Origin of the sequence: Actinomycetospora straminea, assembly GCF_028737255.1 — a bacterium.
Taxonomy (GTDB): Bacteria; Actinomycetota; Actinomycetes; order Mycobacteriales; family Pseudonocardiaceae; genus Actinomycetospora; species Actinomycetospora straminea.
The window spans coordinates 110,989-132,339 of the sequence record NZ_JAQZAN010000018.1 but is presented as its reverse complement, the minus strand read 5'-3'; the positions used below and the strand labels follow the sequence as shown (position 1 = coordinate 132,339).

Sequence of the window (21,351 nt, the reverse complement as noted above, 5' to 3'; positions counted from 1 at the left end):
ACCCATGGCGCGCGACGGCGGTACGACCTTCGAGAAGCAGGTGCTCGAGGCGTCGGAGCGTCTGTCCGGTATTGCCGAGCGGACCCCGCTGCAGCGCAACCCGCGCCTGTCCGCCGCCACGGGCACCGAGGTGTGGTTCAAGCGCGAGGACCTCCAGGTCGGCCGCTCCTACAAGCTGCGCGGCGCCTACAACCTCATCAGCCAGCTCGACGAGGACTCCCGCGCCGCCGGAGTGGTGTGCGCGAGCGCCGGCAACCACGCGCAGGGCTTCGCGTTCGCGTGCGCCGCGCACCGGGTCGCCGGGCGCGTCGTCATCCCGTCGACGACGCCGCGCCAGAAGCGCGAGCGGATCGTGGCGCTCGGCGGCGAGATGATCGACCTCGTCGTCGACGGCGACACCTACGACGAGTCGTCGGCCGCGGCGACGCGGTGGGCCGAGGAGACGGGCGCGACGCTCGTGCCGGCCTTCGACGACACGCGCACCGTCGCCGGCCAGGCCACGGTGATGGCCGAGATCGTCGAGCAGCTCGGCGGCGAGGCGCCGGACACCGTCGTCGTGCCGGTCGGCGGCGGCGGGCTGCTCGCCGGCACCGCCACCTGGCTGCAGGCCACCCACCCCCGCACGCGGGTCATCGGCGTCGAGCCCGCCGGGGCGCGCAACGTCGCCGCCGCCCTGCACGCGGGCAGCCCGGTGGTGCTCGACGAGCACGGCTTCGACCGGTTCGTCGACGGCGCGGCCGTGCGCAAGGCCGGCGCCGTGACCTACCCGCTCATCCGCCGCTCGGGCGCCGAGCTCGTCGCCGTCGACGAGGGCCTGGTCTGCACCGAGATGCTCGCGCTCTACCAGACCGACGGGATCATCGCCGAGCCCGCGGGCGCGCTCGCCGGCGCCGCGATCCGCCCCGACGGTCCGGGCCTCGACCTCGTGCCGGGCGAGCGCGTCGTCGTCGTCCTCTCGGGCGGCAACAACGACGTCTCGCGCTACGCCGAGGTCATCGAGCGCTCGCTGCGCTTCCAGGGCCTCAAGCACTACTTCCTCGTCGAGTTCCCGCAGGAGCCCGGCGCGCTGCGGCGCTTCCTCGACGAGGTGCTCGGCCCCGACGACGACGTCACGCGCTTCGAGTACGTCAAGAAGGACAACCGCGAGTCGGGCCCGGCGCTGGTCGGCGTCGAGATCGGGGCGCGTGACGACCTCGAGCCCCTGCTCGAGCGCATGGCCCGCTCGCCGCTGCAGATCGAGGCGCTGGAGCCGGGGTCGCCGGCGTTCCGGTTCCTGGTGTGAGGGCCGTCTAGAGGTCCTTGGCCCAGCGCGTGGCGGGCGCCGACCAGCCCGGCCCCTGGTAGGGCTCGCCGTCGGCGTACCAGCCGCGGTGGGCGTAGAAGGCCTGGGCGCTCGTGTTCGCGGTGTAGACCCAGAGGGTGGCGCGGGCGAAGCCGGCCGCCGCCAGGTGCGCGACGCCCGCGTCGTGGAGCAGTCCGCCCGCGCCGGTGCCGATCACCTCGGGATCGAGGTAGAGGGTGTAGAGCACGCCGCTGGTCGCCGCCGTGGTGTCCCCGGCGAGGTCGGGGTCGGTCGACGGGCCGACGGTGCAGTAGCCCCGCACCCGGCCCTGCTCGTCGTCGGCGACGAACACCGCCATCGGCTCCGGCGCGGCGATCGCCTCGCGGCGGCGCTCCGCGACCTCGGCGGGGTCGAGGGCGTCGAGCCGGTCGTCGGCGACGATGCCGCGGTAGGCGTGGCGCCAGCCGGCGACGGTGATCTCGCCGATGCGGTCGGCGTCGGCGTCGACCGCGCGGCGCAGGGTCCAGTACACCCGATCATTCTCCGCCGTCGGGGCCTGCTGCGGCGCGGGCGGCGACCCGCTCGGGCACGGGCTCCGACGCGACGGGGGTGACGAGGATGGCCGCGAGCGGCGCCAGGGCGGCGACGGCGAACCCGGCGGCGTAGCTCGAGACGCCGATGATCGCGCCGAGCACCGGCGGCGCGGCGGTGGCGACGATGTTCTGGGTGGTGTTCTGCACGCCCAGGGCGCGCCCGGACCAGGCGGTGCCGGCGATCTCGGCGGTGGCGGTGAAGGCGAGGCCGTTGTCGGCCACGGTGATGACCGACCCCGCGGCGATGGCGGCCACCGCGACCAGCCCGAGGGTGAGGTCGCCGAGCGCGAAGACGAGGAGCACCCCGGCGCTGGCGACGGCGAGCAGGCGCATGGGGCGCAGCCGCGAGCCCACCCGGTCGGACCACCAGCCGCTCGCGATCCGCCCGCCCGCCCCGGCCAGCTGCGCGACGGCGACGAACACGCCCGCCGCGCCCGGCGACCAGCCCTGCTCGCGGACCAGGTACTCCAGCGAGAACGCCGACACCGCGAACTGCGGCAGCACGAGCAGCGCGCTCGCGGCGTGCACCCGGGGCAGCACCGCGCTGCGGTACGGCGAGGCGGGCGGGGCCTCGCCGGCGGCGCGGGGGGTGCGCGGCGGGTCGGCGGCGACGAGCACGACGACGACCGCGCACACCACGCACGCGAGCGCCGGCCAGCCCAGGGCCGGCAGCGAGCCCTCGCGCGCCGCGAGGGTCGGCAGCACGAGCCCGGCCGCGGCGACCCCGAGGGGCTGCGCGGTCTGGCGGATGCCCATGGCGAGGCCGCGTTCCTCGACGTCGAACCAGCCCATGATCAGGCGCCCGCTCGCCGCGTTGACCGACGCCGCCCCGATGCCGGCGAGCACCAGCAGGGCGATCGCGATCGTCAGCGACGACGGCGCGAGCAGCGCGAGCCCGCCGGTGACGAGCCCGCACGCGCCGAGGCCGAGCGCCATCGGGAGGCGCTCGCCGACCCGGTCGACCACCGCGCCCCAGGCGATCAGCGCGACGAGGAGCCCGAGCGTCGGGGCCGCGACGACGACGCCGACCGCGGCGAGGGAGAGCCCGCGCTCGTCGCGCAGGCTCGGCACGAGGAACGGGACGCCGTAGACCACGGCGGACGCGGCGGTCTGCGCCGCGACGCCCGCGGCGAGGACGGCCCAGCGTCGACGGGTTCGCACGGGTCCTTGTCTACGCTATCGAGGCCCACTCCGCAGGAAACCTCTCTCACATCGTGGGACAGTTCCGCGTGACCCGAGCCCCACGAGGACGTCGGCGTGCTCGGTGCGGGCGTGCCGCGACCACGCGACGAGCACCGCGAGCACCCCGGCGAGCAGCGGGAGGTCGCCGAGCAGCCACGTCAGGACGCCGGCAAGGTGCTGGTCGGCGAGCAGGTCCGGAGCCCAGGGCAGGCGCAGGCGCACGAAGAAGTCGTCGACGAAGAGCTGCCCGCTGCCGCCGTCGGCGGGGAGCACCGGCGTCCGTGACACCGGGTGGTCCGCGGCGAGCAGCGCCAGCCCGACCAGCGCGTGCACCGGCATCGACGCCAGCAGGAACGTCAGCCGCGCGAGGTGCGGCAGGCCCGGCCCGTCCGGCGGCCCGGCGACCAGCGGGCCCAGGAACAGCACCCCGACCAGCAGGAACCACAGCGTCATCAGCGGCTGCAGCCACCCGAGCGGCTGGGTCAGCGCGAACACCGGGGTCAGGTAGAGCAGCGCCGGCGAGCCGACGACGAGCGCGAGCGCCACGACGGGGTGGCTCGCCCGGCGCAGGGTCGCCGCCGCGAGCAGGTGCTCCAGCCAGTCCGCCGGGCCCTCCGGTCCCCCGGGCGGCGCCTCGGGCAGCGTCCGGCGCGCGAGGATCACCGGCGCACCGAGCGCCCAGAGCAGCGGCACCGCCGTGGCGACGAGCATGTGTCCCGCGATGTGGACGCTGAGCACCGCCGGTCCGTACCGCCCGAGCCCCGACGACGTGGCGACGACGAGCAGCGCGCACCCCGCGAACCACGCGACGCTGCGCCCGAGCGGCCACCGGGCGCCCTCGCGGGCGAGGCGGCGCAGGCCCCCGGCGTAGAGCGCGGCGACGAGGACCGCCAGCGTCAGCGAGGCGAGCTCGGGGCGCCAGGAGGTGGACAGGACCGCCGGGGTGGGCGCGGCCGCGAGCCCGTAACCGAGGACCGCCGTCGGCGTGGTCGCGGCGCCCGGCGCCTGGACCGGCGGCACCGCCCGCGTCGCGACCGCCGACAGGCCCGTGACGACGGCGAGGACCGCGAGCTCGACCGGCCAGGCGGCGCGGCCGGCGCGCCGGCGCCACAGCACCCCGGCCGCGAGCACGCCGAGCGCGGCGGTGAGCAGGACGAGGACGGTCCAGTCGAGGCCCGCGGACGCGCCGCCGGGGCCGGTGAGGGCGACGACGGCGGCGAGCACCCCGGAGGCGATCGTGACCGCGCCGGCGGCCGTGCCGATCCGCGCGGCCCGCCACCGCGCTCTCCCGTCGCCCCCGACCAGGGCGAGCACCGCGAGCGTGCCGGTCCACACCGCGGCGGCGACCACGTGCCCGGCCGTCGCCGGCAGGGCCAGGTCGTGGCCGACGCCGTCCGCCGCGTGCCCGGTCGCCACCGGGACCAGCAGGGCCGCCACGGCCACCGCGAGTACGCCCGCGCCGCCGCTCCAGCGCCGGACCTCACCCGACGCGACCGCCGTCACCACCCCGAGGACGGCGGCGAGGAGCCAGCTCACCGGCTCGCCGCGCGCGAGCATCACGGTGACGAGGTCCGGGCCCAGCGGGACCCGCCCGCCGGTGGAGTCGGCCAGGCTCGCGGGCACCGAGAGCGCCGCCGCGCCCGCGCCGACCCACGCGGCCCCGCGCGCCACGCGGAGGGCGCGCCGGCCGGTGTCGCTGAACGCGCCGGCGCCGACGGCGGGGGTGGCGACGACGAGCGCGACGAGCAGCCCCCCGATCGTCGCCGACGCCGCGAGGTCCACGACCGTGCGCAGCACCGGGACCAGCACCCGGACCACCGCCCCCGGGTCCGCGAGACCGAGCTCCGGGTAGCCGCGCGGGCCGCGGACGACCACCGCCACCGCCGACGCGAGCAGGCCGAGCGCGACCGTGCCCGCCACCAGCGCGCGTCGACTCACGGATCGAGCCGGTCGGGATAGCGGGCGCGGTACTCCTCGAGGTGCTGGGACTTGCAGACGTGCTGTTCCTTCTCGTTCTGCGCCTGGCGCATGCACTCGTCGAGGGTGCGGACCCCGCCGGTCTCGAGGTAGGTGACGGCCCCGGCGAGCGTGCTCCCCTCGACCGCCACCGCGACCGCGACGGCGACGACCCCGAGCGCGAGCCCGGCCACCGGACCGCGCCGGCCGGGACGACCGCGCAGGCGGGCCAGGGCGGCGAGCGCGACGACCACCGCGAGCAGGCCCAGCGCGAGCCCGCCCCACCCGGTCCAGGCGCTGACCAGCGCCATCGCGCCGAGGACCGGCGCGGCGACGGCGATCCCGGGCCGGCGCCGGCCCGGCTCCTCCGACGCGCCGGCGTCGGTGGCCGGGCTCGCGGCCGGGTCGGGGGACACGCCCCGATCGTGACAAGGAGGCGGGCCGGACCCGGCCGCGGGGTGCCGCCCGCGCCGGCCGGTGTCCGAAAGGTGCGTCGGTGCCCGGAGCGTCCCGTCGGAGCGAGCCCCGGGCTCGACCGCGGCTCGTCGAGACGCGACCCGTGTCCCGAGGACACGGGTCCGCCACCGGCTCGTCGGGGCACACGGGCTGGTCCGAGACGCGGCGGCTCCTCCCTGCGGGCCGGTCCTCAGCCCGGCGGCGCGAAGCCCGTCGAGCTCGAGGGCGCCGGCGCCTCCGACGGCGGGCCGGCCGCCCACGGCGAGGCCGACGGTGCTGACGGTGCGGCGGCGGCGCCGGGCCAGGGCGAGGTCGGCACCGGTGCGGGTGGTGGGACGGGGCCGGCGAGCCGGGGCGAGCCGTGCCCCGCCGGGAGGCCCGGCCCGGGTGCGGCGGCGTACGCCGGCTGCATGCCGGCTGAGGTTCCGGAGCCGTCGGTCGGGGCCCCGGCCCACGGCGTCGCCCCGAGCCGCGCGGACTCCCGCCGCCGCCGCTCCCCCAGCACCGCGAGCAGGTAGGCCTCGGGCGGGACGCCGGGCGGCGGGGGCGGGGCGACGCGGGCGGCGACGTCGGCGGCCAGGAGGGCGCCCAGCTCGGCGCGGCGGGGGCCGGCGAGCTGGGCCGCGCGGACGAGGAACTGGCGGGCGGCGAGGGCGAGGTCGTCGGGCAGGGCCAGCTCGCACTGCCGGGCCCAGGCGGCCAACCGCGGGTCGGCGGGCGGGAGGCCGTCGAGGGCCGAGCCGGGGAGCCGTTCGCGGACGACGACGGTGCCGGCGAGCAGGTCGCCGACCCGCTGGCCGCGCGCCGAGCTCGCCGACACCACGACCCCGACCAGCCCCGTGAACAGCGAGAGCAGCCCGAAGTCGACGATGAACCCGGCCAGCGCGCGGGCCAGGGCGTGGCGGAACACGATCGGCCCGCCGTCGGTGCGCACCACCCGCAGCCCCATCGCGTACTTCCCGGGCGAGCGGCCGCGCGTCAGCGTCTCCCAGAGCAGCGGGTAGCCGACGAACACGCCGACCGTGATGACGATGCTGACCGCCGCCCCGAGCGCCTCGTCGACCTCCGCCCCGGCCAGCGACATCGTCAGCAGCACCGCCACCAGCAGCGCGATCATGATGATCACGTCCAGTGCGAGGCCGAGCGCGCGGCTGGGCAGCCGGGCGGTGCGCACGTCCAGCTCGACGGCCTCGCCGATCACCACCCGGTCCACGGCGCCATCGTGCCAGCGGGCGGGCGGATCGGTGGGAGGATCCGTGATCGTGGACGTCGACGCGTACGTGGCCGCGCACCGGCCCGAGTGGGACCGCCTGGCGGACCTGCTCGACCGCCGCCGCTGGACCGGCGCCGAGGTCGACGAGGTCGTCGCGCTCTACGAGCGGACGGCCACCCACCTGTCGGTCGTGCGGTCAACCTCGCCCGACCCGGCGCTGGTCGCGCGACTGTCGACGCTGGTCGCGCGGGCCCGGACGGCGATCACCGGGTCGGCGACGGCGTCGTGGCGCGACCTCACCCGCTTCGCCGGTGTCGGCTTCGCCGTCGCGCTCGCCGCGTCGTGGCGGTGGTGGCTGACGACGCTGACGGTGTGCTCGGTCGTCATGGTGGCGGTCGGGGTGTGGGTGGCGCGCTCCCCCGACGTCCAGGCCGCGCTGCTGCCGCCGGAGGAGACCCGGCAGCTCGTCGAGGAGGACTTCGCCTCGTACTACAGCTCGAACCCGGCGTCCTCGTTCGCGGCGCGGGTGTGGACGAACAACGTCTGGCTCGCCGCCGTCTGCCTCGTGTCGGGCGTGCTGGTCCTGCCGGTGCTGTGGGTGCTGCTGCAGAACGTCGTCAACATCGGGATCTCGGGCGGGATCCTCGCCGCCAACGGGCGCGCCGACCTGTTCTTCGGGCTCATCACCCCGCACGGCCTGCTCGAGCTCACCGCGCTGTTCGTCGCGGCCGGGGCGGGGCTGCGGCTGGGCTGGTCGTGGATCGACCCCGGCCCGCTGACCCGCTCGGAGTCGCTCGCGCGCCAGGGCCGCACGACCGTCGGGGTGGCGCTCGGGGTCGGGGTGCTGCTGCTCGTCTCCGGGGTGATCGAGGCGTTCGTGACGCCGTCGGGGCTGCCGACCGCGGCGCGGATCGGGATCGGGGTGCTCGCCGAGCTCGGGTTCGTCGCGTACGTGCTGTGGGGCGTGGTGCTGGTGCGCCGCCACGGCCCGACGGCGCCGGCGCTCGCCGACCTCGCCGCCGACCGGCGCGGGGCAGCCCTGCCGGCGACGGGGTGAGGGCGGTGGCCGTCCCCGAGGACCTGCTCGTCGGCCTGCGCCGCGCGCGCGACCGCATCGACCGGCACTACGCCGAGCCGCTCGACCTCGACGCGCTCGCCGCCACGGCGGGCCTGTCGAAGTTCCACTTCCTGCGCTGCTTCGCCCGCACCTACGGCCGCACCCCGCACGCCTACCTCACCGAGCGCCGCGTCGAGCGAGCCCAGGACCTGCTGCGCGCCACGAACCTCACCGTCACCGAGGTCTGCTGGCTCGTCGGGTACTCGGCGCTCGGGTCGTTCTCGACGCGGTTCCGCCGCCTCGTGGGGTGCAGCCCGTCGGAGTACCAGGCGCGCTGGGCGCCCACCGGGCCGCCGCGCATCCCGGGCTGCTTCGTGATGATGCACGGCCTCTCGGACCGAGCAACTCCGGAGAAGCCGGGACCCGGCCCCGCGCGAGGAGAATCCTCCGCATGATCACCAACATCTCGCTGCTCACGCTGTACGTCACCGACCAGGACGAGGCGAAGAAGTTCTACTGCGACGTGATGGGGTTCGTGGAGGGCACCGACGTCAGCATGGGCGAGGGCTTCCGCTGGGTGACGGTCAAGCACCCGGAGCAGCCCGAGCTCGAGGTGACGCTGATGGTCCCCGGCCCGCCGCTCGACGAGGAGATGGCGACCGCCGTGCGCCGCGCGCTCGCGAAGGGGTCGATGGGCGGGTTCGGGCTCACCACGGACGACTGCCGCGCCGAGTACGAGCGCCTGACGAAGCTCGGCGTCGAGTTCACCCAGGAGCCCGCCGAGCGCCCCTACGGCGTCGAGGCCGTCATGCGCGACAACTCCGGGAACTGGCTGGTGCTGGTCGAGCCCCGCGCGTTCTCGCCCGCCGACTTCGGCTAGAGCCGGCCCGCGGCCTTGAGCGCCAGGTAGCGGTCGGCGACGGCCGGGGGCAGGTCCTCGGGGCCCGCGTCGACGATCTCCACGCCGCGCCGGGCGAGCCGCTCGGCGGTGCGCCGGCGGGCATCGCGCGCCGCGCCGGCCGCGGCCGCGGTGTAGACGGCCTCGGCGTCCCCGCGGCCCGCCGCCATCGTCGCGAGCTCGGGGTCGGCGACCGCGGCCAGCAACAGGGTGTGGCGGTGCAGCAGGGGCCCGAGGACGGGGTCGAGGCCCTCGCTCACCGCCGCCTCGTCGAGCCCGGTGACGAGCACGACGAGGCTGCGCCGACCGGCCCGCGCCAGCGCCGCGGTCGCGAGCAGCCGCATGTCGGTCTCGACGAGGCGCGGCTCCAGCGGCGCCATGGCCGTGACCAGCGCGGGGAGCAGGTCGCCCGCCGTCGCGCCGAGCACCGAGGCCCGCACCTCGCGGTCGAGGGCGAGCAGGTCGACGCGGTCGCCGCCCCGGGAGGCGAGCGCGGCGAGCAGCAGCGCGGTGTCGAGGGCCGCGTCCAGCCGCGGGGCGTCGCCGACCCGGCCCGCGGCGCTGCGGCCGGTGTCGATGACGACGAGCACGTGCCGGTCGCGCTCGGGGCGCCAGGTCCGCACCACCAGGTCGGTCGAGCGCGCCGAGGCGCGCCAGTCGATGGAGCGCACGTCGTCGCCGGCGACGTACTCGCGCAGCGAGTCGAACTCGGTGCCCTGCCCGCGGATCTGCACCGCCCGCCGGCCGTCGAGCTCGCGCAGCCGGGCGAGCCGGGACGGGAGGTGGCGCCGCGACCCGAACGCGGGCAGCACCCGCACACGGGCCGGGACGTCGCGACGCCCCTGGCGGGCGGCGAGCCCGAGCGGGCCGATCGAGCGGACCGTGACCCGCACGGCGTCCCGGTCGCCCCGCCGGGTCGGGGTCAGCGTCGTCACCACCCGGCGCCGCTCCCCCGCCGGCACCACCACCCGGTGACGCGCCGGCACCGCGCCCGCCGAGGGCTCCCAGGCGTCGCGCAGCACGAGGCTCGCCCGGCGGCGGCCCGGGTTCGCGACGCGCAGCGCGACCTCCAGCGACGTCCCGAGGCGCAGCGTGGCGATCCCGTCGCGCTCGCGCTCGAGCCGCAGGCTGCGCACCGGCACCGCGACCAGCGCGTCGACGGCCGCGGCGAGCGCCAGCACCCCGGACACCACGAGCACCCCGGTGCCCGAGGGCCAGAGGAGGCCCACGACCAGCGCCCCCAGGGCGACGAGGAGCGCGAGGCGCCCGGTGACCGCCATCGCCGCTAGCGCGGCACCGGCACGGCGCCGAGCACCCCGGACACGACCCCGTCGGCGGTCACGCCCTCGAGCTCGGCCTCGGCGCGGACGGCGACGCGGTGGCGCAGGACGGGCGGGGCGAGGGCCTGCACGTCGTCCGGGGTCACGAACGCCCGCCCCGACAGCCACGCCCAGCAGCGCGCCGCGAGCAGCAGCGCCGTCGCCCCGCGGGGCGAGACGCCGAGGCGCAGCGACGGCGAGGAGCGCGTCGCGCGGCACAGGTCGACGACGTAGGCGAGCACCTCCGGCCGGACCGTCACCCGGGACACCGCGGCCCGTGCGGCGCGCAGGTGTTCCGGCCCGGCCACCGGGCGGACGCCGGCCGCGGCGAGGTCGCGGGGGTCGAAGCCCTCGGCGTGGCGGCCCAGCATCCGGATCTCGTCGTCGCGGGCGGGCAGGGGCAGCACGAGCTTGAGCAGGAACCGGTCGAGCTGGGCCTCGGGCAGCGGGTAGGTGCCCTCGTACTCGACCGGGTTCTGGGTCGCGGCGACGACGAACGGGTCGGGCAGCGGGCGCGGCACCCCGTCGACCGAGACCTGGAACTCCTCCATCGCCTCCAGGAGCGACGCCTGGGTCTTCGGCGGGGTGCGGTTGATCTCGTCGGCGAGCAGGAGGTTCGTGAACACCGGGCCGGGCCGGAACGAGAACTCGGCGCTGCGGGCGTCGTAGACCAGCGAGCCGGTGACGTCGCCGGGCATGAGGTCGGGGGTGAACTGGACGCGCCGGTCCTCGAGCGACAGCGCGGCGGCGACCGACCGCACGAGCAGGGTCTTCGCGACGCCCGGCACGCCCTCGAGCAGCACGTGGCGCCGGCTCAGGAGGGCGATGACGAGCCCGGTCACCGCGGCGTCGTGCCCGACGACGGCCTTGGCCACCTCGCGGCGCAGCGCCAGCAGGGCCTCGCGCGCCTCGTCGCCGCCGACGGTCCGGTCGGCGGTGTCCGTCGTGGTGCTCGTGACCGTCGTGTCGCCCGCGCCCGTCACGCGGCCCTCCCCTCCCGGGACCCCGCGGCCCCGCCGTGCGCCATCCGATCACGGCGCCGGATCCCGTGCGTCGCGCGGTGCTGTCTCCGTCGCTGTCTCCGTCGCGGCCCCGTTCGTCCCGCGCACGCTGCGGCGCAGCGCGTCGAGGTCGCCGGCGAGGGCCACGAGCGCCGCGTCGTCGGCGGGGACGGGCCCGTCGAGGACCCCGCCGACCTTGGCCACCGAGCGGCCCGACCGGGCGGCGACGGCGTCGACCACGGCCCGCGTGCCCGCGCCGCGCGGGACACCGAGCCGCGCCGCCAAGTCGCGCACGGCGTCCCCGCGCAGGGCCGCCGCGGCGCGGTCGCGGGCCCCGGCGCGCCGGTAGAGGCGTGCCCGGCCCCGCACGGTCTCGCCCGCGGGGACCACGACCGGCAGGTCCTCGGTGATCACCGGCCCGAGTCGCCGGCCCCGCCACAGCGCCACCGCGAGGCCCGCGACGAGCAGCTGCACCGGCCCCCAGATCCACCCGCTCGGCAGGAGCTCGGTGGTGCTGCGCTCCTGGCCGGGCTCGGCCGGCGGCGGGACCGGCAGGTACCAGAGCAGGTCGGGGTGTGCGCCGAGGAGGTTGAGCGCGAGCGCGGCGTTGCCCTGCTCGTCGAGGACGTCGTTGGTGAAGGGCGCGGCGTCGCCGACGACGGTGACGGTGCGCCCGCGGTCGCGGACCGCGACGAGCGAGCTCGCGCCGACCGGCTCCTCGACGGGGTAGCAGCGCTGGGCGGTCGGGTCGTCGGTGGCGTAGGCGGCGCCGGCGAGGTCGACCGGGCCCGCGCGGACGGCCGCCGGCAGCCCGCAGGCGGGGTCGGTGGGCTCGGGGAGGGCGAGCAGCTCGGGGCGCACGGTCGGGGCCAGCGCGGCGAGCGAGCGCTCGTCGGGGCGGACGACGACGAGGTCGGCCCCCGACGCCGCGAGGGCCTGGCGCTGGCGGGTGCTCATCCGCTCGGGGAAGGTCACGAGCACCGTGCGGCCGGGGCCGGCGGTCGCGGCGTCGAGGTCGGCGACGGGCTCGACCCGCACCCCCTGCCCCGTGAGCAGGCGCGCCAGGGCCATCGAGCCCTCGGGCGACGCGGCCTCGGGGTCCAGCCCGCCGGTGCGGGGCGCGGCGCCGAGCACGGCGATGACCAGCGCGCCGACCAACACCGCCGCCACCACCAGCACCGGCCCGCGCCAGCGGCGGGTCCGGGACGCAGCGAACGCGCTGTTCGCTGCCTCTAGGCGCCGGGAGTCCCCGTTGATCACCGGGGCGCGCGGCGGATCGGGCGCCGGACCGGGCGGCGGGGTGGCCGTCGGATCGGGCGGCGGGGTGGCCGTCGGATCGGGCGGCGGGGCGGGCGGCGGGCCGGGCGCGCGGTCGGTCACGCGGGCTCCACCGCGCGGGTGGCGGCGACGGCGGCGTCGACCGCGCGCAGGCGGGCGTCGGTGTCGGCGTCGGCCGGGCGGCCGCCGTAGACCGTCTCGTCGAACCGCCGCGCGGCCTCGAGCAGCTCCCCGGCCGCGGCGGGCAGCACCCGCCCGCCCTCGCGCGCCGCGTCGCCGGCCGTGCGGCCCTGGCGGGGCTCGAGGATCGTGCGCTCCTCGAGTGAGCGCACGATCGCCCGCATCCGCTCGCGCACCGCGTCGTCGAAGGCGCCGGCGGCGGCGTGGCGGTCGGCGAGGCGGCGGTGCTCGTCGGCGGTGCGGACGGTGTCGCCGAGCACGGCCCCCGACGCGGCCGCGGTGCGCGCCACCGGCCCGAAGCGGCGCCGCACCAGCACCACCACGACCACCAGCACCGCCACGAGCACCAGCAGCCCCCACCCGCCGCCGGGCGAGATGTCGGAGGCGGCACGCAGCAGCTCGTCCAGGCGTCGGGCGAGCCACTGCAGCCCCGCCGTGACCGGGTCCGGCGCGGCCTCCTGGTAGGCCCGCCGCGCGAGCTCCTCGCGGGCGAGCTCGCGGGCGGGATCGGCGCCGATGTCGATCGGCACCGTCCCGGGGGCGGGCGCGCCGGGGACGGTGGGCACCACCGGGTCCATCAGCGCGGGTCCATCAACGCAGGTCCCTCAGCGCCCGCCGGCCGCGGCCCGCTGCAGCTCGATGTCGAAGCCCTCGCGGCGCATGCGCTGGTCGACGTAGAGGAGGCCGGTGACCCCTGCCTGGAACGGCGTCGTCAGCGTGCTCGCGATGATCCCGCCGAGCGCTGTGAGGAGCAGCAGCGGCAGCGGTGTCACGCCCCCGCCGCCGCCGCCGAACGCCGCGATCCCGCCGATGATGCCGAACGGCACCGCGATGATCGCCGAGACGACGAACGCGATGATCGCGCCGAGCAGCTGGATACCGAGCACCGGCCAGAAGCGCCCCTTGACGAGGAACCACGACCGGCGCAGCGCCTCGATCACCCCGATGCCCTCGAGCACGTAGGCGGGCGTGGCCAGCGACAGCATCACCGCGAGCCAGATCGCGACGACGATCGCGGCCAGCGCGCCGACGCCGATGACGATCGCCCCGACGGTCGGGTCGGCGATCAGCAGGAGCAGCCCGGGGAGGAGGCCGACGAGCACGACACCGAAGATGATCAGGGCGACCAGCAGGGCGACGCCGATGAGGCCCCAGATGCGCGTGCGGGCGGCCCGCCAGGTCTCGCCGGCGTCCACCGGCGCGCCGAGCACCGCACGGCTGATGACGACCATGACGATGCCCGTGAGCACCGCGGTCGCGATCAGCGTGATCACGGCGGTGATGCCCGACGAGGCGCTCGAGCCCGCGACCTGCCCGGTGACGCGCGAGAGATCCGCCGACCCGCCGAGCGGGGGCGTCGCGGCCGGCGCGAACAGCGTCACGAGCAGCTGGGCGAGACCGCTGACCACCGAGACCAGCGCGGACGTCCCGAGCACGATCTTGGGGTGTGCGCGGATGTAGCCCAGCGCGCCGTCGAGGATCTCGCCGAGGCCCAGCGGCCGCAGCGGCACGATCCCGGGCTTGGGGGCCCGCGCCGGCACGCCGCCGAAGCCGGGCTGGCCGTACCCGGGCTGGCCGTAGCCCTGCTGGCCCGGCGGCCCGTAGCCGGGCTGGCCGTAGCCCGGCTGCCCGTACCCGGGTTGCCCGTAGCCGGCTTGCCCGTAGCCCTGCTGACCGGGCTGGCCGTACCCGGGCTGGCCGTACCCGGGCTGGCCGTAGCCCGGCTGCTGGCCGTACCCGGGCTGGCCGTAGCCCGGCTGCTGGCCGTAGCTCCCCGGCCCGGCCGGGCCGTAGCTCTCCGGACCGGGCTGCCCGTACCCGGGTTGCCCATAGCCCTGCTGACCCGGCTGCCCGTAGCCGGGCTGCTGCCCGTACCCCGCCGGACCCTGCCCGGCGTCGCCCGATGTCGGCCGGCTCGACTCCGGCTGGGCGAAGCTCGAGCCGCTCCCGGCGTCGGGAGCGGTGAAGCCCTGCCCCTCCCCCGTCCGGTGCACCTCGGTCGGGGCGGCACCGGACGGGCCGGCGTCACCGCCGCTCGGGTCCCAGGCCGGGACGGACGAGGGGCCGGGCGTGCCCTCGGGGGGCGTGCGCTCGTCGCCACGCGCCTCCCGGGACTCGTCCTCGCCGGGCGTTCCCGACGACGAGCCGGACGACGGACCACTCACCTCGGGCACGCTCCCTCCTCGCGCCGGTGACTCCCCGCGCCGGACCGATGACGCGGTGATCGTGCCACGCGTGTACGCCCGGCACGCGTCCATCGTCCGCACCGTGTCTGCCACGATCCACCGGTGGCCCTGCACTCCGCCCTGTGGCGTCGCCTCGACGTGGCCGACGGCCTGGCCCACGGCGCCGTCTCCGACTTCACGCCCGACGCCGAGCACCCCGACGGCGCGCACCTCCTCGACGGCTCGGCGGTCATGCGCGACGGCGCCGGACCCTGGTCGCTGCGCTTCTCCGTCGTGGCCGACCGGGCGTGGCTCACCCGCACCGTGTTCGTCGAGGTCCTCGCCGACGACGGGCTCGAGCGGGTGACGCTGTCGGTCGACCAGCTCGGCGAGTGGTCCCTCGACGGCCGCCCGTGGCCCGAGCTGCGCGGCTGCACCGACGTCGACGTCTCCGCGTCGCCGCTGACCAACGCCCTGCCCGTGCGCCGCCTGGGCCTGCCCGTCGGCGGCGAGGCGACCGTCGACGTCGCGTGGCTCGACGTGCCGTCGCTGGCGGTCCACCGCGTGCGCCAGGTCTACCGCCGCGGCCCCGACGACGCCCGGGGTCTCGCGACCTACACCTACGCCGACCCGACCTACGGCGAGTACGGCATCACCGTCGACCCGGCCGGCCTCGTCGTCGCCTACCAGGGCCTGTTCACGCGCGTCGCCTAGGTACCCTCGACGGGGTCCTGGTCCCGGCGAGGTGGAGGGGTGGCCGCGCTGCGCCTGACCTCCGGCCCCGCTCGCTGGGTCGTGCTCGCCGCCGCCGCGCTCGCGGTGGTCGTCCTCCTGCTCACGGTGCCGTTGCCGACGGCGCTCGAGGTGCGCGACCGCGTCGCCGTGCTCGGCCTCTGGGCGCCGGTGACCTTCCTGCTCGTGCACGCCGTGGTGACGACGACGCCCCTGCCGCGCACCGCGTTCTCGCTGTCGGCGGGCCTGCTGTTCGGGCCGTGGGTGGGGCTCGCGCTGTGCCTGGTGGCCAGCACGGTGTCCGCGGCGGCCGCGTTCGCGCTGGTCCGGCGCCTCGGGGGCCGGGCGGCGCGGCACCTCGGGGCGGGCCGGGTGCGGGTCCTCGAGGAGAGGATCTCCGCCCGCGGCCTGCTCGCCGTGACCTCGGCGCGGCTCGTGCCCGCGATCCCGTTCGCCCCGTTGAACTACACCTTCGGGCTCACCAGCGTGCGCTGGCGCCACTACCTGGGCGGCACCGCGATCGGGCTCGTCCCGGGCACCTCGGCGGTCGTGCTGCTCGGGGACGCGGTGACCGGCACGCCCTCCCCGGGGATGCTGGCCGTGTTCGCGGTCAGCGGCGCGATCGGGGTGGTCGGCGTGCTGCTCTGCGCGCGCACCCCGACCGTCCCGCCGGAGCGCTGAGTCAGCTGCCGGGCGGCGGCGCGGGCTGGACGGGCTCCGGCTCGTCGCCGACGCTGGTGGGCGGGCCCTCGGTGGGCACCGGGCCCTCCTCGGGACGCGGCGCGTCGGCGGGGGCGGGCGGCGCGACCGGGTCGGGGGTGATGACGCCCGGCTGCGGCGCGGGACCGGGCGGCGGGAAACCGCCCGTCGAGTAGTCGTTCGGGCTCGACGGCGACCCGGGAGCCGGCTCGGCGGGGAACACGCAGGCGCTCAGGGCGATGCCGCCGGCGAGCAGCACGCCCGCCAGGGCCGCCGTGCGACCGGCCGTCCGTCGGTTCGGCACTGCGGGTCCTCCCGGGTCTCGCACCGGTCCTGCGCCGGCGGCGGGCAGACGGTATCGCGTCCCCGCGCCGCTCGCCGCGCTCGCCCCGTGTGAGCGATCTCCGGTCCGGCCCGCCCTACCGACGCCCCGCCAGCACCCCCCGCGGCCGGATCGAGCGCATGGGCTCGGGGCCGGCGCCCTCCTCGCGCAGGACGTCGTTGGCGGCGGTGACCGCGGTGACCGCCGCGCGCTCCATCAGCGCCGACGGGACCTCGCACGCCACCCAGTCGCCGGCCAGGCGCAGGCCGCGGGCGTCGGTGAGGACGCCGGGCCGCACGAGGTGGTAGCCGGGGTCGAAGCCGGGCGCGTTGGTGTAGCGGTGGGACTCGGCGTCGAGGACCCGCAGGTCCGCGGCCTCGGGCCACAGCGCCGTGAGCTCCTCGCGCATCGCGGCCACCAGCTCGTCGCGCGACGCCGCGGGCGGGCACGCGTAGGAGTGCAGCTCGACGACCGACCCGCCGCGCTCTCGGGCCCAGCGCGCCGACCCGCCCTCGAGCCGGTGGAACAGGCTCACCGAGTCCAGGACGCGCTCGCGGGTGACGCCGGTGAACGGCGCGCGGGCGGGGTCGACGTCGCCCTCGCAGTAGAGGCGGGCCACCAAGTACGGCTCGCCGCTGGGCAGCGCGGCGATCCGGCGGGCCAGCCCGGGCGCGGCGGCGGCCAGCTCCGGCGAGGCGGCGACGAGCTCCCGGGTGGCGGGCACGTCGGTCGCGACGACGAGGTGGCGCGCCTGCCGGGCGGGCTCGCCCTCGACGTCGACCGCCCATCCGCGCGCCCCGTCCGGGCGCAGCGACACCGCTCGCGCGCCCGTCGTCACCGTCGCCCCGTGCTTCTCGAGCAGACGGGTGAAGGGGTCCCAGAGCGTCGTGCGGTAGTCGTCGACCGGGGCGTCCATGCCCAGGCCCTCGGGGTTGCCGGTGAAGTAGAAGTGGCACATCGCGAGGAACTCGGCCGCCGAGTACCGCTGCTCGACGTTGAAGAACGAGTGCGCGAAGACCTCGAAGAGCATCGCCCGGCCGCGGTCGGAGAAGCCGAGGGAGTCGAGCAGCTCGGCGGCGCTGCGGTGGTCGTGCTCGGCGTAGGTGCGGACCGGGTCGTAGTGCAGCATCGCCAGCGCCTCGTCGGCGTTGACGTGGCGCAGCTCGCCGAGCTTGAAGCTGGGGCTGCGCAGCACCAGCGCGACGAGGTTGAGCAGCGGTGTGCGCGGCAGGGCGGTGAAGTCCTCGGGCTCCCAGCCGACCGAGGGCCGGCTCGCGATCGGGTAGCCGCCGACGTCGCGCAGGAAGCCGAGCTCCGGGTCGAGGCGGCGCAGGAGGTCGCGCAGCGTGTAGTACTGCCGGAAGAAGCCGTGGTAGCCGTGCTCGACGATCACCTCGCTGCCGTCGGACAGCCGCCGGTCCCAGGTGCCGAGACGCCCCCCGAGCTGCGGCGCGGCCTCCAGCAGCTCCACCCGCACGCCGCGCTCGGCGAGCACCAGGGCGGCGCTGACGCCGGCGACGCCGCCGCCGACCACCACCGCCGTCGCGTCCGGGCCCACGCGGTGCGGGAGGTCGGGGCGGGCGGTGACGTGGTGGTGGGGACGGAACGGGCCGGGCACGCGCAGCACGCAGGGAGCCTAGGCCGGACGGGCGGCATGAGCCTGCGGGGACGGGGGCATCTTCCGGCCACGGAGGACGCGTCACACCACCGCGACGCGTCGAGGCGGGAGGGCACCCATGCAGACCGACCGGGAACGCCGCGTGATCGACGAGGTCACCAAGGGACTGATCATCGGCGGGTCGGTGCGCGACGCCACCGAGGGCAGGACGTTCGGCGTCGAGGACCCCTCCACCGGCGAGATCCTCTGCGACGTCGCCGACGCCTCCCCCGAGGACGGGATGGCCGCCCTCGACGCCGCGCACGCCGCGCAGCCGGAGTGGGCGGCGACGGCCCCGCGCGAGCGCGGCGAGATCCTGCGCCGCGCGTTCGAGCTGATCACCGAGCGGGCCGACGACATCGCCATGCTCATGACGCTCGAGATGGGCAAACCGCTCGCCGAGTCGAAGGCCGAGATCACCTACGCCGCCGAGTTCTTCCGCTGGTTCTCCGAGGAGGCCGTGCGGATCAGCGGCGAGTGGAAGGTCAACGCGACCGGCAGCGGCCGCGTCCTCGTGATGCGCCAGCCGATCGGGCCCTGCCTGCTCATCACGCCGTGGAACTTCCCGCTGGCCATGGGCACCCGCAAGATCGGCCCGGCGATCGCCGCGGGCTGCACGATGGTCATCAAGCCCGCGTCGCTCACCCCGCTGACGATCCTCAAGCTCGCCGACCTCCTCGCCGAGGCCGGGCTGCCCGACGGCGTGCTCAACGTCGTCACCACGAAGTCGACCGGCAAGGTGATGGGCCCGCTGATCACCGACGGGCGCGTCCGCAAGCTGTCGTTCACCGGCTCCACCGAGGTCGGGCAGAAGCTGCTCCAGCAGTCGGCCGAGCAGGTGCTCAAGACGTCGATGGAGCTCGGCGGCAACGCCCCGTTCGTCGTCTGCGCCGACGCCGACGTCGACGAGGCCGTCAAGGGGGCGATGCTCGCCAAGATGCGCAACATCGGCGAGGCCTGCACCGCGGCCAACCGGTTCTACGTCCACGCCGACGTCGCCGAGGAGTTCACGAAGAAGCTCACCGAGCGCATGGGCGACATGAAGATCGGCCGCGGCACCGACGAGGGCGTCGAGGTCGGGCCGCTGGTGGAGGCCGACCAGCGCGACAAGGTCGCCGAGCTCGTCGACGACGCCGTGCAGAAGGGCGCGACGGTGCGCACCGGCGGCGAGGTGCCCTCGGGAGCCGGCTACTTCTACCCGCCGACCGTGCTCGCCGACGTCCCCACCTCCGCGCGTCTGGCCAAGGAGGAGATCTTCGGCCCGGTCGCGCCGATCTTCACGTTCACCGAGGACGACGAGGCGATCCGCGCGGCCAACGACACCGAGTTCGGGCTGGTCAGCTACCTGTACACCCGGGACCTCAGCCGGGCGATCCGCCTCTCCGAGCGCCTCGAGGCCGGCATGGTCGGGCTCAACCAGGGCATGGTGTCCAACGCCGGCGCGCCGTTCGGCGGCTGGAAGCAGTCGGGCCTGGGCCGCGAGGGCGGCAGCGTCGGCATCGACGAGTACCTCGAGATCAAGTACGTGGCGATGAACGTGTAGGACTCACCGGTCCCGCGGGTCGCCGTCCGGGGTGTGCTCCGGAGCAACGGCCTCGGCCGCCGCCTCGCCGGCGGCCGGGGCCGAGGTCCCGATGTGGGCCTCGAGCCGGATGCGCTCGGACATGTGGGGGTAGTGCAGCTCGAACGCCGGGCGCTCGGAGCGGATGCGCGGCAGCTCGAGGAAGTTGTGCCGCGGGGGCGGGCACGAGGTGGCCCACTCCAGCGAGTTCCCGTGACCCCACGGGTCGTCGACCTCCACCGGCCGGCCGTACCGGTAGCTGTGGAACGCGTTCCACACGAACGGCAGCGTCGAGACCCCGAGGATGAACGCCCCGATCGTCGAGATCGTGTTCAGCACGGTGAACCCGTCGGTCGCGACGTAGTCGGCGTAGCGGCGCGGCATGCCCTCGTTGCCCAGCCAGTGCTGCACCAGGAACGTCGTGTGGAACCCGATGAAGGTCAGCCAGAAGTGGAACTTGCCGAGCCGCTCGTCCATCATCCGGCCGGTCATCTTCGGGAACCAGAAGTAGATGCCGGCGTAGGTCGCGAACACGATCGTGCCGAACAGCACGTAGTGGAAGTGCGCCACCACGAAGTACGAGTCCGACACGTGGAAGTCCAGCGGCGGGCTGGCCAGCAGCACGCCGGTGAGGCCACCGAACAGGAACGTCACGAGGAACCCGACCGCGAACAGCATCGGCGTCTCGAACGTCAGCTGGCCCCGCCACATCGTGCCGATCCAGTTGAAGAACTTGATGCCGGTCGGCACCGCGATGAGGAACGTGGTGAACGAGAAGAACGGCAGCAGCACCGCGCCCGTGGCGAACATGTGGTGGGCCCACACCGCCACCGACAGCGCACCGATCGCCACGGTGGCGAACACGAGCGTCTTGTAGCCGAAGAGCGGCTTGCGGCTGAACACCGGGAAGACCTCGGTGACGATGCCGAAGAAGGGCAGCGCGACGATGTAGACCTCGGGGTGGCCGAAGAACCAGAACAGGTGCTGCCAGAGGATCGCCCCGCCGTGCTCGGGCGCGAAGAGCTGGGCCCCCAGGTGCCGGTCGGCCTCCAGACCGAGCAGCGCCGCGGTGAGGATCGGGAACACCATCAGCACGAGGATGGCCGTCACCAGGATGTTCCAGGTGAAGATCGGCATCCGGAACATCGTCATGCCCGGACCACGCAGGCAGACGATGGTGGTCACGAAGTTGACGGCACCGAGGATGGTGCCCAGGCCGGCGACGACCAGACCGAGCAGCCACAGGTCACCGCCCAGCCCCGGCGAGTGCACGACGTCGGACAGCGGGATGTAGGCGAACCAGCCGAACGCGGCGGCGCCGTCCGGGGTGAAGAACCCGGACAGGACGATGGTCCCGCCGAACAGGAACAGCCAGTACGAGAAGGCGTTCAGGCGCGGGAACGCGACGTCGGGCGCGCCGATCTGCAGCGGCACGATGTAGTTGGCGAAGCCGAACAGGATCGGCGTCGCGTAGAGCAGCAGCATGATCGTGCCGTGCATCGTGAACAGCTGGTTGTACTGGTCCACCGACAGGATCTGCAGCCCCGGCTGCGCCAGCTCGGCGCGCATCAGCAGCGCCATGAGCCCGCCGATCAGGAAGAACGCGAACGACGTGACGAGGTAGAGGATCGCGATGTCCTTGGGGTCCGTCGTCCGCAGGTAGTGCGCGAACGCGGACCCGCGCTTCGCCTCGCGCGGGGGGTACGGCGTGGTGACGATCGGCCTGGGCGGTCGGTGCGAGGTGGTCGACATGGTCGACAGAGCTCCTCGGTCCCGGCGACGGATACGAGGTGTGGGAGT

The 21,351-nt window shown here is 76.1% G+C and carries 20 protein-coding genes; 7 read left to right on the top strand and 13 right to left on the bottom strand.

From position 1 onward, the window contains the following. Positions 1–4: 4 nt before the first annotated feature. On the top strand, positions 5–1,282 hold the full coding sequence (gene ilvA, locus PH190_RS22655; protein WP_274233779.1) for a threonine ammonia-lyase IlvA: 1,278 nt from the start codon (positions 5–7) through the stop codon (positions 1,280–1,282). A gap of 7 nt (positions 1,283–1,289) precedes the next feature. Here the strand turns inward: ilvA and PH190_RS22650 are convergent, their stop codons facing one another. The 5 genes from PH190_RS22650 to PH190_RS22630 form a co-directional block, all read right to left on the bottom strand. Further along, a complete protein-coding gene (locus PH190_RS22650; protein WP_274233778.1) occupies positions 1,290–1,814 on the bottom strand; it encodes a GNAT family N-acetyltransferase in 525 nt (174 codons plus the stop codon). 4 nt (positions 1,815–1,818) lie between these two features. Continuing rightward, a complete protein-coding gene (locus PH190_RS22645) occupies positions 1,819–3,036 on the bottom strand; it encodes an MFS transporter (protein WP_274233777.1) in 1,218 nt (405 codons plus the stop codon). A gap of 15 nt (positions 3,037–3,051) precedes the next feature. Next, positions 3,052–4,995, bottom strand: coding sequence for a cytochrome c oxidase assembly protein (locus PH190_RS22640; RefSeq protein ID WP_274233776.1), 1,944 nt, complete (start codon positions 4,993–4,995; stop codon positions 3,052–3,054). Next, a complete protein-coding gene (locus tag PH190_RS22635) occupies positions 4,992–5,429 on the bottom strand; it encodes a hypothetical protein (protein ID WP_274233775.1) in 438 nt (145 codons plus the stop codon). Before PH190_RS22635 ends, PH190_RS22640 begins: the two co-directional genes overlap by 4 nt. Positions 5,430–5,659: 230 nt before the next feature. Next, complete coding sequence (locus tag PH190_RS22630; protein WP_274233774.1) at positions 5,660–6,682, bottom strand: RDD family protein; 1,023 nt, start codon at positions 6,680–6,682, stop codon at positions 5,660–5,662. Positions 6,683–6,731: 49 nt separating this feature from the next. On the opposite strand from PH190_RS22630, the gene PH190_RS22625 reads away from it, so the two are divergent. Genes PH190_RS22625 through PH190_RS22615 form a run of 3 tightly spaced genes read left to right on the top strand, consistent with a single transcriptional unit; the run spans position 6,732 to position 8,619 of the window. Beyond that, positions 6,732–7,739 carry a stage II sporulation protein M gene (locus tag PH190_RS22625; protein WP_274233773.1) on the top strand — a complete coding sequence of 336 codons (1,008 nt, stop codon included), beginning with the start codon at positions 6,732–6,734 and terminating at the stop codon, positions 7,737–7,739. Positions 7,740–7,744: 5 nt separating this feature from the next. Then, positions 7,745–8,194: a helix-turn-helix transcriptional regulator gene (locus PH190_RS22620; RefSeq protein WP_274233772.1), complete on the top strand. Its 450-nt coding sequence runs from the start codon at positions 7,745–7,747 to the stop codon at positions 8,192–8,194. Continuing rightward, positions 8,191–8,619: a VOC family protein gene (locus tag PH190_RS22615; protein ID WP_274233771.1), complete on the top strand. Its 429-nt coding sequence runs from the start codon at positions 8,191–8,193 to the stop codon at positions 8,617–8,619. The genes PH190_RS22620 and PH190_RS22615 overlap by 4 nt, the downstream gene beginning before the upstream one ends. On the opposite strand, the gene PH190_RS22610 is transcribed toward PH190_RS22615, so the two are convergent. From PH190_RS22610 to PH190_RS22590, 5 genes are all read right to left on the bottom strand, one after another. Continuing rightward, positions 8,616–9,917 (bottom strand): DUF58 domain-containing protein, encoded by a 1,302-nt coding sequence (locus tag PH190_RS22610; RefSeq protein WP_274233770.1) that lies wholly within the window; start codon positions 9,915–9,917, stop codon positions 8,616–8,618. The two genes, PH190_RS22615 and PH190_RS22610, sit on opposite strands and share 4 nt — an antisense overlap. Before the next feature lie 5 nt (positions 9,918–9,922). After that, entirely contained in the window at positions 9,923–10,852 is a 930-nt protein-coding gene (locus PH190_RS22605; protein WP_274233807.1) for an AAA family ATPase, read from the bottom strand. A gap of 135 nt (positions 10,853–10,987) precedes the next feature. Next, a complete protein-coding gene (locus PH190_RS22600; protein WP_274233769.1) occupies positions 10,988–12,337 on the bottom strand; it encodes a DUF4350 domain-containing protein in 1,350 nt (449 codons plus the stop codon). Continuing rightward, a complete protein-coding gene (locus PH190_RS22595; RefSeq protein ID WP_274233768.1) occupies positions 12,334–12,993 on the bottom strand; it encodes a DUF4129 domain-containing protein in 660 nt (219 codons plus the stop codon). The genes PH190_RS22600 and PH190_RS22595 overlap by 4 nt, the downstream gene beginning before the upstream one ends. 27 nt (positions 12,994–13,020) lie before the next feature. Next, positions 13,021–14,589, bottom strand: coding sequence for a DUF7847 domain-containing protein (locus PH190_RS22590; protein ID WP_274233767.1), 1,569 nt, complete (start codon positions 14,587–14,589; stop codon positions 13,021–13,023). 114 nt (positions 14,590–14,703) lie between these two features. Here PH190_RS22590 and PH190_RS22585 point away from each other — a divergent pair, with 114 nt between their 5' ends. Then, complete coding sequence (locus PH190_RS22585) at positions 14,704–15,294, top strand: putative glycolipid-binding domain-containing protein (protein WP_274233766.1); 591 nt, start codon at positions 14,704–14,706, stop codon at positions 15,292–15,294. A gap of 39 nt (positions 15,295–15,333) precedes the next feature. After that, positions 15,334–15,993 (top strand): TVP38/TMEM64 family protein, encoded by a 660-nt coding sequence (locus PH190_RS22580; RefSeq protein ID WP_274233765.1) that lies wholly within the window; start codon positions 15,334–15,336, stop codon positions 15,991–15,993. Between the two features lies 1 nt (position 15,994). On the opposite strand, the gene PH190_RS22575 is transcribed toward PH190_RS22580, so the two are convergent. Together PH190_RS22575 and PH190_RS22570 are read right to left on the bottom strand one after the other, a co-directional pair. Beyond that, a complete protein-coding gene (locus PH190_RS22575; protein ID WP_274233764.1) occupies positions 15,995–16,315 on the bottom strand; it encodes a hypothetical protein in 321 nt (106 codons plus the stop codon). Between the two features lie 115 nt (positions 16,316–16,430). Beyond that, positions 16,431–17,960 (bottom strand): FAD-dependent oxidoreductase, encoded by a 1,530-nt coding sequence (locus tag PH190_RS22570; protein WP_274233763.1) that lies wholly within the window; start codon positions 17,958–17,960, stop codon positions 16,431–16,433. Positions 17,961–18,069: 109 nt separating this feature from the next. Here PH190_RS22570 and PH190_RS22565 point away from each other — a divergent pair, with 109 nt between their 5' ends. Next, on the top strand, positions 18,070–19,533 hold the full coding sequence (locus tag PH190_RS22565; RefSeq protein ID WP_274233762.1) for an NAD-dependent succinate-semialdehyde dehydrogenase: 1,464 nt from the start codon (positions 18,070–18,072) through the stop codon (positions 19,531–19,533). Between the two features lie 3 nt (positions 19,534–19,536). Here PH190_RS22565 and ctaD read toward each other — a convergent pair whose 3' ends face one another. Beyond that, on the bottom strand, positions 19,537–21,303 hold the full coding sequence (gene ctaD / locus PH190_RS22560; protein WP_274233761.1) for an aa3-type cytochrome oxidase subunit I: 1,767 nt from the start codon (positions 21,301–21,303) through the stop codon (positions 19,537–19,539). Positions 21,304–21,351: the final 48 nt, after the last annotated feature.

What these genes read in the sequence shown, in the direction of transcription:
- ilvA (WP_274233779.1), top strand. Translation starts at nt 5, where the DNA reads ATGGCGCGCGACGGCGGTACGACCTTCGAGAAGCAGGTGCTCGAGGCG.
- PH190_RS22615 (WP_274233771.1), top strand. Translation starts at nt 8,191, where the DNA reads ATGATCACCAACATCTCGCTGCTCACGCTGTACGTCACCGACCAGGAC.
- PH190_RS22610 (WP_274233770.1), bottom strand. Translation starts at nt 9,917, where the DNA reads ATGGCGGTCACCGGGCGCCTCGCGCTCCTCGTCGCCCTGGGGGCGCTG.
- PH190_RS22595 (WP_274233768.1), bottom strand. Translation starts at nt 12,993, where the DNA reads ATGGACCCGGTGGTGCCCACCGTCCCCGGCGCGCCCGCCCCCGGGACG.
- PH190_RS22565 (WP_274233762.1), top strand. Translation starts at nt 18,070, where the DNA reads ATGCAGACCGACCGGGAACGCCGCGTGATCGACGAGGTCACCAAGGGA.
- ctaD (WP_274233761.1), bottom strand. Translation starts at nt 21,303, where the DNA reads ATGTCGACCACCTCGCACCGACCGCCCAGGCCGATCGTCACCACGCCG.